This window comes from Sphingomonas lenta, from assembly GCF_002288825.1.
Classification (GTDB): Bacteria; Pseudomonadota; Alphaproteobacteria; order Sphingomonadales; family Sphingomonadaceae; genus Sphingomonas; species Sphingomonas lenta.
On record NZ_NSLI01000002.1, the window covers coordinates 75890 to 88231 of the forward strand.

Below are 12342 nucleotides of genomic sequence, written 5' to 3' on the forward strand. Positions count from 1 at the left end.
CACGCCCCGCCCGATGAGCAAGCCGCCGCATCCGTTCCGGATCGCCAACTTCCGCGCCTATTGGGTGTCGCGCTTCGCCGGCACCATCGCCCAGAACGCGATGGCGCTGATCATCGCCTACCAAGTCTACAACATCGCCCGCGAGACGCTGGACGTGCGCGAGGCGTCGTTCCTGCTCGGCATGATCGGGCTCGCGCAGTTCGTGCCGCTGTTCCTGCTCACACCGGTCGTCGGCCTCGTGGCGGACAGCGTCGATCGGCGCTGGATCGTGCGGAGCACCACCGCGCTCCTGATCCTGACCGCCGCCGGCCTAGGGCTGCTCACCTGGACGGGCGCGTTGACGCTGCCCGTGCTGTTCGGGGCGGCGGTGCTGATCGGCATCGCGCGCGCTTTTTCCGGCCCCGCCTACTCCGCGCTCGCGCCCAACCTCGTGCCGCGCGAGGTGCTGCCTACCTCGATCGCGGTAAGCTCCATCGCTTGGCAGGTGGGTACGATCATCGGCCCCAGCGTCGGCGGCGTGCTGCTGTCGATCAGCCCCAACGCGGCCTATGCGGGCGCGGTGGCGCTGTTCGCGGTGGCGCTTTCGGCCATCTTCCTGATCGGCCCCGTGCCGCAACCGCCGGTGCAGAAGGACCACCGTCCCCTCGCCCGCATCGCCGAGGGCTTCGACTATGTGAAGCGCAACCGTCTCGTCCAGGCGACGATCACGCTCGACCTGTTCGCCGTGCTGCTCGCCGGATCGACCGCGCTGCTGCCAGTGTTCGCGCGCGATATCCTGAAGGTCGGTCCCGACGGTCTCGGCGTGCTCGCGGCGGCGTCAGGTATCGGCGCGGCGGCGATGGCGATCTGGTTCTCGTTCAGGCCCATGAAGGAGAATGTGGGCGTGAAGATGCTGTGGGCCGTGGTCGCCTTCGGGATCGCCACCGTCGTGTTCGGCCTCTCCACCTATTTTTGGCTCAGCGTCGCCGCCCTCATCGTCGCGGGTGCGATGGACATGGTCTCCGTCTACGTCCGCTCCTCGCTGATCCAGCTCCACACGCCGGATGCGATGCGCGGCCGCGTCAGCGCCGTGTCGCAGCTCACCATTTCGGCCTCCAACGAGCTCGGAGAGGCGGAGTCGGGGCTGCTCGCCTCGATCCTGGGGCCGGTCGGCGCGGTGGTGTTGGGCGGAGCGGGCGCGATCGGCGTTACCCTGCTCTGGGCGCGGCTGTACCCGGAGCTGAGACTTGCAAAGACGTTTGACGCACCCGACAAACCCGCCCACGCAACACTCGGAGCCCAGACATGAAGGCTGACACGATCCTCCAGACCATCGGGAAGACCCCGCACATCCGCGTCCAGCGGCTGTTCCCGGGCTCGGAGGTCTGGATCAAATCCGAGCGGTCCAATCCCGGCGGCTCGATCAAGGACCGCATCGCGCTCGCGATGATCGAGGCGGCGGAGCGCGACGGTTCGCTCCAGCCCGGCGGCACGATCATCGAGCCGACCAGCGGCAATACGGGCGTGGGCCTGGCGATGGTCGCGGCGGTCAAGGGCTACAAGCTCGTCCTCGTCATGCCCGAGTCGATGTCGCTCGAGCGCCGCCGCTTGATGCTCGCCTATGGTGCGACCTTCGACCTCACGCCGCGTGAGCGTGGCATGAAAGGCGCTATCGAGCGCGCGCTGGAGCTGGTCGAGCAGACGCCTGGCGCCTGGATGCCGCAGCAGTTCGAGAACCCGGCGAACATCGACGTCCATGTGCGGACGACCGTGCAGGAAGTCCTTGAAGACTTCCGCGACGCACCGATCGACGTGATCATCACCGGCGTCGGCACGGGCGGCCACATTACAGCAGTCGGGCAGGAGCTGAAGAAGGTCTGGCCGGGCCTCAAGGTCTTCGCGGTCGAGCCCGCGGCGTCGCCCGTCATCTCCGGCGGCCAGCCCGGCCCGCACCCGATCCAGGGCGTCGGCGCGGGCTTCATCCCGGCCAACCTCCACACCGCCGTGCTCGACGGCGTGATCCAGGTCGACGCCGACGTCGCCAAGGACATGGCTCGCCGCGCCGCTCGCGAGGAAGGGATGCTGGTGGGCATCAGCTCAGGCGCGACCCTGGCGGCGATCCTGCAGAAGCTGCCCGACCTGCCCGACGGCGTGCGGGTGCTCGGCTTCAACTACGACACGGGCGAGCGATACCTATCGGTTCCGGATTTCCTGCCCGAGTGATGTGGCGCACAACTGACGGGGATGCTTCCCATCCCGTTCGTGCTGAGCTTGTCGAAGCACCGTCCTTCCTTTCACCGGAGGAAAAGGACAGCCCTTCGACAAACTCGGGGCGAACGGGAGCGAGCGGCCCGCCCGCAATCAAGGTGGTTCTCGTCGCCACGGCCGTGGCCGCGCTCGTCGCGCCGGCGCTGATCGTCCGCAACGCGCCGGCGGTCCGCCCCGTCCCGCGCGCGGTGGCGACACCCCAGCGCGTGGTGCCGCCCGCCGAGATCCCGCCCGTCGAGCCGACGCGCTTCGTCGAGATCGCGCCGGAGGACGCGCGCGCGATTAATGCAACCGTCCCATTCTCCGCCGCGCCCAACCCTGCCGCGCGCCCGTTCAGCTTCGCGGGTTCGACGGAGGACCTGGCGCGCGCCACCGACTGCCTCGCCGCGGCGGTGATCTACGAGGCGGGCGACGACGCGCCGGGCGAGCGCGCGGTGGCGCAGGTCATCATCAACCGCCTGCGCCACCCCGCCTTTCCCAAGACGATCTGCGGGGTCGTCTTCCAGGGGCAGGAACGCAGCACCGGCTGCCAGTTCACCTTCACCTGCGACGGCGCGCTAAACCGCTGGCGTCCGACCGAGGCCGGCTGGCGCCGCGCGCGCGAGATCGCCACCATGGCGTTGCGCGGATCGGTCTACCGGCCCGTCGGGCACGCGACGCACTACCACACCGATTGGGTCGTTCCTTACTGGAGCTCCAGCCTCGACAAGATCACTGCGGTCGGCACGCACCTGTTCTTCCGCTGGACCGGTTGGTGGGGCACCCCGCCCGCCTTCAACCGCCGCCAGGCCGGACCGGAGCCGGCCTTCGCCAAGATGGCCGCACTGTCGCCCGCCCACGCGTCGGGCGTCGCCGCCGGCGAGGCGGTCGCGGGCGACGAGCCGCTGCTGGAGGGGCTGCCGCCCGCGGCGGCCGAAGCCGCGGTGGAAGGCGCGGCCCTGCCCGACGCGGAGATGACGCCGGACGCGAACAGCTTCCTCATCACGCTTCCCGCGACGGTCGCGCCCGACTTGTGGCACCTGCTCGCCAACAAGATCTGCGGCGCGCGACGCTACTGCAAGGTACTGGGCTGGGTCGATCCGAAGCTGACGCCCGCGCGGCTCCCGCTCAACACGGCGCAGGTGGCGAGCCTCAGCTTCAGCTACCTGCGCGACGACGAGAACGGTTTGGAACGCCGTCTGTGGAACTGCCGCGAGTTCAAGCGCCCCGTGCCCGCGCAGTGCATGCGCGCGCAGGTCTTCATCCCGACCGGCGAGACGATCGGTGGCCCGGCCGACGTTCAGCCGCCCGCCGTGGTCCCGACGCGCGGGCCGGGCGAGCTCGACGGCGTACGGCGGAGGAGCGGGCCTCCGGCGCCCGCGCCGAGCCCGACGCCGAGCGCTGCGGCGGGTGCGCCGAAGGCGGCGACGCCCTGACGCGCGTGAACCGGCGCGGTGAAGCCGCGCCGTCGGTCGTCGGCGGGCCGACGCCGGCCGGGCTTGGGCGTCTCGCGGCCAGCCTCAGTCAGCCGCGTGCGCCCTGCGCCTAAGCCGCCAGGAACATCTCCGGCTCCAGCGCCATCACGCTGTCCGCTCCACCCTCGATCTTGCGCCGCAGCGCGCCGGTGTCCGGCAGGATACGCTCCGCGAAGAAGCGGGCCGTAATCAGCTTGGCGTTGAGGAACGTTCCGTCCCCCTCGCCTGCCGCCTTTAGCCGCGCGGCGGCGCGCGCCATCTTGAGCCACATGTAACCGACCGCCACGATCCCCATCAGGTGCATGTACGGCACCGCACCCGCGCCGACATGGTTCGGGTTCTTCATGCCGTTCTGCATAAACCAGAGGCTCGCCACCTGCAGGTCGCCCAACGCCTTCTCGAGGCGGGTCGCGATGTCAACGACGGCCTCCTCAGACTTACCCGCTGCGATCTCCTCCTGCACGAGCGCGAGCATCGCCTGCGCCGCGCGGCCGCCGTTCTGCATCAGCTTGCGGCCGACCAGGTCCATCGCCTGCACGCCGTTGGTGCCCTCGTAGATCATGGCAATGCGGGCGTCGCGGACATACTGCTCCATGCCCCATTCGGCGACATAGCCGTGCCCGCCATAGACCTGCTGCGCGTCGGTCGCGATCGCGTAGCCCATGTCCGTGCCGTAGCCCTTGATGACCGGCGTCAGCAGCCCGATCAGGTCGCCGGCCAGCCGCCGGTCCTCCTCGGTCGCGCCGTTGTGCTCGAGGTCGACCTGGAGCGCACCCCAGAGGCAGAGCGCGCGCAGACCCTCGGTCAGCGCCTTCATCTGCATGAGCATGCGGCGGACGTCGGGGTGGACGAACAGCGTGTCGGCGGGCTGGTCCGGCTCGGCCGCGCCGGTCAGCGCGCGGCCCTGGCGACGGTCGTGCGCGTAGGCGACGGCGTTCTGGTACGCGGTTTCGGCGACGCCCAGCCCCTGCAGGCCGACGCCCAGGCGGGCGGCGTTCATCATGATGAACATGGCGGCGAGACCCTTCATCTCCTCGCCAACAAGCCAGCCGGTGGCGCCGTCATAGTTCATGACGCAGGTAGAGTTGCCGTGGATGCCCATCTTGTGCTCGATCGAGCCGCAGCTGACGGCGTTGCGCTCGCCCAAGCTGCCGTCGGCGTTCACCAGGAACTTCGGAACGACGAAGAGCGAGATGCCCTTGGAGCTGTCGGGGGCGCCCGGCGTCTTCGCCAGCACCAGGTGGATGATGTTCTCCGTCAGGTCGTGCTCGCCCGACGAGATGAAGATCTTGGTCCCGGTAATGGAGTAGGAGCCGTCGGCCTGCGGCTCGGCGCGGGTGCGGATGAGGCCGAGATCGGTACCGCACTGCGGCTCCGTCAGGTTCATTGTACCGCCCCACTCGCCCGACACGAGCTTGGGTACATACGTCGCGATTTGCTCGGGCGAGCCCTTCGCGATCAGCGCCGCGATCGCGCCGTGCGTCAGGCCGGGGTACATGGCGAAGGCCATGTTGGCGGAGATCATGTACTCCTGAAAAGCGACCGAGACGACGTGCGGCATGCCCTGGCCGCCATATTCGGGCACGTTGCCCAGCGTCGCCCAGCCACTCTCGACGAACTGGCGATACGCCTCCTTGAACCCCGGCGGCGTCGTGACGGAACCGTCCTCGTGCCGCGTGCAGCCGTGGCGATCACCGACCTGGTTGAGCGGGAACAGCACCTCGGCGACGAAGCGGCCGCCCTCCTCCAGCACCGCTTCGACCACGTCGGGGCTGGCGGCGTCGAAGCCGGGCAGGTTGGAGTGGTTCTGCAGGCCGACGACGTGCTCCAGCACGAAGCGGGTATCGCGGACGGGGGGCGTATAGGTCGGCATGGGTCAATCCTTCAGGGTTTCGATCGTCTGGACGAAGTCGTTGAGCTCGGCGATGGCGGCGTCGATGTCGCGCTTCTGCGCCTCAAGCGCGGCGATGCGCTCGCGGCACTTCTCGGCGGTGACGGCGCGCTGCACGCGGCGGCCGTCGCCGAGATCGTAGAGATCGATCATCTCGCGGATCTCGGCGAGGCTGAAGCCGACGCGCTTGCCGCGCAGGATCCAGGCGAGCCGGGCGCGGTCGCGGTGCGAGTAGATGCGCTGCGTGCCGCGGCGCTCGGGCGCGATCAGCCCTTCGTCTTCGTAGAAGCGGAGCGCGCGCGGCGTGACGCCGAACTCGGAACAGAGGTCGGTGATGGAATAGTGCTCGCGGTCGTGACGCGGCTCGATCAGGGCGTATGCGGCGACTGGGGCGGCGACGGTCGACATCGCTCGCCGAAGTAGTTGCCGTTTACGTTAGCGTCAATCTGCGCAGAGCAGCCGGCCGGAGGGCGTGCGCAGCGTCGCAGCCTCCGCGGCGGAGTCGCTGACGCGGGCGACGGAGAGAGCGGACAGCGTCGCGTTGCCGCGGCATAGGCGCTCGCAGTCCTGGGGTACGCTGGCCGGGAAGCTGATCCGCTCGCCATCGAAACGGGCCTGGACGCGGCACCGGCCGAAGTCGACGTCGAGCCGGTCGCCCGCGCGGCGCACGCCGCCGGCGGCGACGCAGCCGTTACCCTCGCCATAATCGAGCAACACGCCGATGCGGTCGCGACCGCCCTCACCCGGCGCGACGCAGACGCGATCGGAATCGGCGGCCCAGCTGCCGATCAGCGTCGCGCGCTCCGGGTCGGGCACCAGCCCCGCCTCGATCGCCGCGGCTTCCAGCTTGGCGCCGGCCGAGGCGGTGTTGGTGGTCGCGCGGTCCTCACCGCAGCCGGCGAGAAGCAACGCCGCCAGTACCCCCACCATTCGCCCTGAGCTTGTCGAAGGGCTGTTCTTCTGATGGCAGCGAGAAGGACGGTGCCTCGACAAGCTCAGCACGAACGGACTGTGTGAGATCATGCGACGGGGACTAGGCCGTCGCCCTCGACGCGCCGGTAAAAGCAGCTCCGCGCACCCGTGTGGCAGGCCGGACCGGCGGGCTCGACGAGGAGCCAGAGCGCGTCCTGGTCGCAGTCGACGCGCATCTCGCGGACGCGCAGCACGTGGCCGGAGGTCTCGCCCTTGCGCCAGAGCTTGGCCCGGCTGCGCGACCAGAAATGCGCCTCGCCCGTGTCGCGCGTCAGCCGGAGCGCGTCGGCGTTCATGTGCGCCACCATCAGCAATTCCCCCGTCGCGGCGTCGGTCGCCACGGCGGTGATCAGGCCGTTGCCGTCGTACTTGGGATGGAGGTCGAGGCCGGTCTCGCGCAGGTCGGGCATGCGCCCGATCTAGCCGTGGTTGCGGATCGCGTCGATGAGTTCCGCCTTGCGCATCCTGGACCGGCCGGCGATGCCGATGCGCTTCGCTTCCTCCTGCAGGTCGGCGACGCTGCGCTTGTCGAGGCGCACGCTGTTGTGGCGCAGCGTGCCCGCGGCCTTGGCGTTCGCGATGCGCGCGGCCTTCTCCGGCGACGCGCCTTGGGCGAGCAGCGCCTCGTAGACCGCCGGGTCTTTGATCTGCGGAGCGTGCTTGATCGCCATCCGGCATCAACCGACGAGCGGCGCGTTTTTTCCGTGACAGGTGGAAGACAAAGCAGGTTAGCCCGCCTATATCCCGGCCGCGATCACCGGGCAGGGCTCGATGCTTACCACCAATCCGTTCGACGACGACAAGCTGCGCGAGGAGTGCGGCATCTTCGGGGTATCCGGCAACGACAGCGCGGCGGCGCTGGTAGCGCTGGGTCTGCACGCGTTGCAGCACCGCGGCCAGGAAGCGGCGGGCATCACCAGCTTCGACGGGCGCAACTTCCACACGCACCGCGCTATGGGCCATGTCGCGGGCAATTTCGATCGCGACGACGTGATCCGCTCGCTGCCGGGGCCGGTCGCGGCGGGCCATGTCCGCTATGCGACGACGGGCGACACGGCGATCCGCAACGTCCAGCCGCTCTACGCCGAGCTCCAGTCCGGCGGCTTCGCGGTGGCGCACAACGGCAACCTGTCCAACGCCGCCAAGCTCCGCCGCGAGCTCGTGCGCCGCGGCGCGATCTTTCAATCGACCAGCGACACGGAGGTGATCATCCACCTCGTCGCGACGTCGAGCTACCGCACGCTGCTCGACCGCTTCATCGACGCACTGAAGCAGATCGAGGGCGCCTATTCGCTGATCGTGATGACGCCCGAGGGCATGATCGCCTGCCGCGATCCGCTCGGTATCCGGCCGCTCGTCATGGGCAGGCTGGACGACGCCGTGATCTTCGCGTCCGAGTCGGTGGCGTTCGACGTGGTCGGCGCGGAGTTCGAGCGCGCGGTTGAGCCGGGCGAGCTGGTGATCGTGCAGGGCGACCAGATCCGCTCGATCAAGCCGTTCGCGCCGATGAGCCCGCGGCCGTGCATCTTCGAATGGGTCTATTTCTCGCGCCCCGACTCCATCGTCGACGAGCAGTCGGTGTACGACGTGCGCAAGGCGATCGGCGCCGAGCTCGCGCGCGAGGCGCCGGTCGACGCGGACCTCGTCATCCCCGTGCCCGACTCGGGCGTGCCGGCCGCGATCGGCTACGCGCAAGAGTCGGGCATCCCGTTCGAGCTGGGCATCATCCGCTCGCATTATGTGGGGCGCACCTTCATCCAGCCTGGCGACAAGGTCCGGCACCTCGGCGTCAAGCTGAAGCACAACGCCAACCGCGCGCTGATCCAGGGCAAGCGCGTCATCCTGGTCGACGACTCGATCGTGCGCGGCACGACCAGCCTCAAGATCGTGCAGATGATGCGCGAGGCGGGCGCGGCGGAGGTGCACATGCGCATCGCGTCGCCGCCGACCAGGCACTCCTGCTTCTACGGCGTCGACACGCCGGAGCGGGCGAAGCTGCTCGCGGCGAAGCTGGACCTGGGCGGCATGACCGACTTCATCCACGCCGACAGCCTGGCGTTCGTGTCGATCGACGGTCTGTACAAGGCGCTTGGGGAGATGGGCCGAGCGGACGTGCGGCCGAAATACTGCGACGCCTGCTTCACGGGCGACTATCCGACGACGCTGACCGACCAGGACGAGGTCGAGCAGGTGGACCAGTTCGCGATGCTGGCGGAGCGCGTCGAGCGGGTGAACTGAGCGCCCGGGCTTGACCCGAAGCCGCGCCGCCTGAAAGGGGCGGACATGGACAAGCCGCTCAAGGACAAATTGGCGCTGGTGACGGGTGCCAGCCGAGGCATCGGCGCGGCGACGGCGATCGCGCTTGCGGCGCGCGGTGCGCATGTGGTGATCACCGCGCGGACCACGGCCGGGCTGGAGGTGGTCGAGCAGACGGTGTTCGACGCCGGCGGCTCCGCCACGATCGCGCCCTTGGACCTGACGCAGACGGACGCGATCGCGCGGCTGGCGACGGCGGTGGGCGAGCGGTGGAAAAAGCTCGACGTGCTGGTGCTGAACGCGGCGACCTTGGGCAGCCTGGCGGCCGTGCCGGCGATCGACCCCAAAGAGTTCGCGCAGGTGCTGACGCTCAACGTCAGCGCGCAGCTCGCGATGCTGACCGCGTTCGACCCGCTCCTCCGCGCGTCGGAGGGCGCGCGGGTGATCGGCGTCACCTCGTCGGTGGCGCGGCAGCCGCGCGCCTATTGGGGCGCGTACGGCGCGTCCAAGGCGGCGTTCGAGACGCTGCTGCTCTCCTACGGCGACGAGGTGGAGCGGATGACGGGCGTGCGCTGCGCGGTCCTCGACCCGGGCGCGACCCGGACCAAAATGCGCGAGCGGGCCTATCCGGGCGAGGACCCGAACTCGGTCAAGCCGCCCGAGGTCGTGGCCGAGCGCATCGCCGAGCTGGCGGTCGCCGGGTATGAGCCGGGGCATTTCGAGCGGGTGGGCTGAGCCGACCCGCTTTTCTCTCTCGCCGTCACCCCGGCCTTGAGCCGGGGTCCATGCGCGTACGGTCGTGACCCGATCGCGGCGGCAAACATGGAGCGATCGGACGCGCATGGATGCCGGATCAAGTCCGGCATGACGGAGTAGAAGGCCGTAGGAGTTCCTTACCCTTTCACCAACGTCACCTGGTGGACGTCGATGCCGCCGCCGCGAAAGCCGCCTTCGCAATATTGCAGGTAGTAGCGCCATAGGCGGCGGAAGCGGTCGTCGTAGCGGGCGGGGAGCTCGGCGGCGTCGAAGGCTTCGCGCCAGCGCTTGAGCGTTTCGGCGTAGTCCAGGCCGAAATCGTGCTGATCGCGCCATTCGAGCCCGCGCGCCTCCGCGAGCGCCCGGAAGCGACTGGTCGAGAGCAGCATGCCGCCGGGGAAGACGTAGCGCTGGATGAAGTCGACGGACGCGGCATAGGCGGTGAAGACGTCGTCGGCGATCGAGATATACTGGATCGCCGCGCGACCGCCCGGCTTGAGCACGCGGGCGATCGTGTCGAGATAGGCGGGCCAATATTCCTGGCCGACGGCCTCGACCATCTCGATGCTGGCGACCGCGTCATAGGCGCCCTGCACGCTGCGATAGTCCTCGAGCGAGATGGTGACGTTCGCGAGGCCGAGCGCGTCGACATGGGCCTTCTGCTCGGTCGATAACGTGAGGCCGTGGACCGCCCTTCCCTGCTCGCTCGCGAGGCGGGCGAAGCTGCCCCAGCCGCAGCCGATCTCCAGGATGCAGTCGCCGGGCTTCGTGCCGGTCCGGTCGAGGATCGCCTGGAGCTTGCGGCGCTGCGCCCGCTCCAGTGGCTCGTCAGGCGCGGCGAGGATCGCGCTGGAGTATGTCTTGGTCGGGTCGAGCCAGAGGCGGTAGAAGTCGTTGCCGAGGTCGTAGTGCGCGGCGATATTCTTGCGGGCGTTGCGCGGGCTGTTCGCGCGGCGCTTGTGCCAGGCGCGCAAGGCGCGGCGGAACGGGCCTTCGGCGCGGGCGGTGCGGCCGAGGCTGACGCGGTTGCGCATGAACAGGTCGAACAGGGGTACGGGATCGGGGCTGGACCAGTCGCCCGCGGCCCAGCCCTCGTACCAGCCTACGGATCCGCCGAGCGCCAGGCGGACCAGCGCGCGCCAGCGGTGGAGGGTGACGATCGGCACGGGGCCGTCGGCACGGCCGCCGATCAGGCGGCAGGTGCCGTCCGGTAGGTGCGCGTCGATCGCGCCCGCCTCAAGGCCGGCATCGATGCGGTCGAGGAAGCGGTGGAAGATCGGGGCAGCGAGTCGAGCCGGGCGAAGGTAACGAAGGTAAGCGTATGTCGGCGCGGAAACGCGACGAACCGAGTGGCTCGGGGCGGCGTTGGAGGTCGAGTCGAGGCGGCGTAGGTCGTGCACCGCGGCGGATATGGCAAAGGCGCAGGCTGTAGGACAGGCCCCACCTCAACTCCTCCCCCGCTTACAGCGGGGGAGGGGGACCGCTCGCGTAGCGAGTGGTGGAGGGGGGCGGAGGTTGATCAGCGACAAGCCGGGGGCTTGTCGCCGACCGGAGCCGGCTTGCGAAGCAAGCCGTGGGCGATGCCGTATCCCGCAGCTCCCCCTCCACCAGCTACGCTGGTCCCCCTCCCCCGCTGTAAGCGGGGGAGGATTTAGACTGATCAGATGACGTGCGGGGCCTTGTCGACCATCCAGGTCTGGCCCTGGCTGAGCAGCTTCTGGAGATCGGGCCGCTTACCTTCGCTCGCCTGCGCGTTCTGCAGGACCACCGCCTCGTCGAACGTCGGCGCGGGGTCGTCGTAAAGGACGCCGAGCGCCATCGGGAACGGGCCGAAGGGCATCTCGACGAGCATGTGCGCGAGACCGCGGTTGGTCTGGTCGTGGACGACCACCCCGCTCGCGTCGCCGTCGACCACGTCGACGACCTTGAGCGTCAGCCGCTCAGGATCGAGGGCGAGCCCCTTCTGGCCGCCGGCGAAGAGCAGCGGCTTGCCGTGCTCCACCCAGAGCTGGTTGCCCTGCGCCTGAGCCTTCTCGGTGAAGGGGGCGAAGACGTCGTCGTTGTAGACGATGCAGTTCTGGAAGATTTCGACGAACGCCGCGCCCTGATGGGCGTAGGCCGCTTTCAGCACGGGGACGAGGTTCTTGTGCACGTCGATCCCGCGCGCGACGAACCGCGCGCCCGATCCTAACGCGAACGCGCACGGGTTGGCGGGACGGTCGACCGAACCGAGCGGGGTCGACGGCGTGCGCGTGCCGACGCGCGACGTGGGCGAGTATTGCCCTTTGGTCAGCCCGTAGATCTCGTTGTTGAACAGCAGCACCTGGCAGTTCAGGTTGCGGCGGAGCAGGTGCATCGTGTGGTTGCCGCCGATCGACAAGGCGTCGCCGTCGCCGGTGATGATCCACACGTCGAGCTCCGGATTGGCGAGCTTCACCCCCGTCGCGATCGCGGGCGCGCGGCCGTGGATCGTGTGGAAGCCGTAGGTCTCCATGTAATAGGGGAAGCGCGACGAGCAGCCGATGCCGGACACGAACACCGTGTTCTCCGGCCGCGCGCCGAGCTCCGGCATGGTGCGCTGGACGGCCTTCAGGATCGCGTAGTCGCCGCAGCCGGGACACCAGCGGACCTCCTGGTCGGTCTCCCAATCCTTGGGCTTGGTCGTGATGGGGGTCATGTCGTTCATGGCTGGGTGCCTTTGGTCAAATCTGCTTCGTCATGCCGGACTTGTTCCGGCATCCATCGTTGTGCGGACGAGCCAGTCGG

General features: G+C 69.2%; 12 protein-coding genes. 5 read left to right on the plus strand and 7 right to left on the minus strand.

The features are described 5' to 3' along the window. The first annotated feature begins 13 nt into the window (after positions 1 to 13). From CKY28_RS03555 to CKY28_RS03565, 3 genes are all read left to right on the plus strand, one after another. Entirely contained in the window at positions 14 to 1288 is a 1275-nt protein-coding gene (locus tag CKY28_RS03555; RefSeq protein ID WP_095996987.1) for an MFS transporter, read from the plus strand. Next, positions 1285 to 2202 (plus strand): cysteine synthase A, encoded by a 918-nt coding sequence (gene cysK / locus CKY28_RS03560; protein WP_095996988.1) that lies wholly within the window; start codon positions 1285 to 1287, stop codon positions 2200 to 2202. Before CKY28_RS03555 ends, cysK begins: the two co-directional genes overlap by 4 nt. A 164-nt stretch (positions 2203 to 2366) precedes the next feature. Next, positions 2367 to 3662 carry a cell wall hydrolase gene (locus CKY28_RS03565; RefSeq protein ID WP_245841572.1) on the plus strand — a complete coding sequence of 432 codons (1296 nt, stop codon included), beginning with the start codon at positions 2367 to 2369 and terminating at the stop codon, positions 3660 to 3662. Between the two features lie 109 nt (positions 3663 to 3771). Here CKY28_RS03565 and CKY28_RS03570 read toward each other — a convergent pair whose 3' ends face one another. The 5 genes from CKY28_RS03570 to CKY28_RS03590 all read right to left on the minus strand — a co-directional run bounded on the left by CKY28_RS03570 (position 3772) and on the right by CKY28_RS03590 (position 7235). After that, positions 3772 to 5574, minus strand: a complete 1803-nt coding sequence (locus CKY28_RS03570) for an acyl-CoA dehydrogenase C-terminal domain-containing protein (protein ID WP_095996990.1) — start codon at positions 5572 to 5574, stop codon at positions 3772 to 3774. A 3-nt stretch (positions 5575 to 5577) separates the two neighbouring features. After that, positions 5578 to 6000 carry a MerR family transcriptional regulator gene (locus tag CKY28_RS03575; protein ID WP_095996991.1) on the minus strand — a complete coding sequence of 141 codons (423 nt, stop codon included), beginning with the start codon at positions 5998 to 6000 and terminating at the stop codon, positions 5578 to 5580. A 33-nt stretch (positions 6001 to 6033) separates the two neighbouring features. Then, complete coding sequence (locus tag CKY28_RS03580) at positions 6034 to 6522, minus strand: hypothetical protein (RefSeq protein WP_095996992.1); 489 nt, start codon at positions 6520 to 6522, stop codon at positions 6034 to 6036. A gap of 89 nt (positions 6523 to 6611) precedes the next feature. Continuing rightward, positions 6612 to 6974: a phosphoribosyl-AMP cyclohydrolase gene (gene hisI, locus CKY28_RS03585; RefSeq protein WP_095996993.1), complete on the minus strand. Its 363-nt coding sequence runs from the start codon at positions 6972 to 6974 to the stop codon at positions 6612 to 6614. A 9-nt stretch (positions 6975 to 6983) separates the two neighbouring features. Next, complete coding sequence (locus tag CKY28_RS03590; RefSeq protein ID WP_095996994.1) at positions 6984 to 7235, minus strand: DUF7218 family protein; 252 nt, start codon at positions 7233 to 7235, stop codon at positions 6984 to 6986. Between the two features lie 100 nt (positions 7236 to 7335). Between CKY28_RS03590 and purF the strand changes: the two genes are divergently transcribed. Both purF and CKY28_RS03600 read left to right on the plus strand, forming a co-directional pair. Continuing rightward, positions 7336 to 8802: an amidophosphoribosyltransferase gene (gene purF, locus CKY28_RS03595; protein WP_095996995.1), complete on the plus strand. Its 1467-nt coding sequence runs from the start codon at positions 7336 to 7338 to the stop codon at positions 8800 to 8802. Between the two features lie 45 nt (positions 8803 to 8847). Further along, entirely contained in the window at positions 8848 to 9555 is a 708-nt protein-coding gene (locus CKY28_RS03600; protein WP_095996996.1) for an SDR family NAD(P)-dependent oxidoreductase, read from the plus strand. Positions 9556 to 9713: 158 nt separating this feature from the next. On the opposite strand, the gene CKY28_RS03605 is transcribed toward CKY28_RS03600, so the two are convergent. Together CKY28_RS03605 and CKY28_RS03610 are read right to left on the minus strand one after the other, a co-directional pair. Beyond that, positions 9714 to 10853: an SAM-dependent methyltransferase gene (locus CKY28_RS03605; RefSeq protein ID WP_245841682.1), complete on the minus strand. Its 1140-nt coding sequence runs from the start codon at positions 10851 to 10853 to the stop codon at positions 9714 to 9716. 383 nt (positions 10854 to 11236) lie between these two features. Next, entirely contained in the window at positions 11237 to 12262 is a 1026-nt protein-coding gene (locus CKY28_RS03610) for a 2-oxoacid:ferredoxin oxidoreductase subunit beta (protein ID WP_095996998.1), read from the minus strand. Positions 12263 to 12342: the final 80 nt, after the last annotated feature.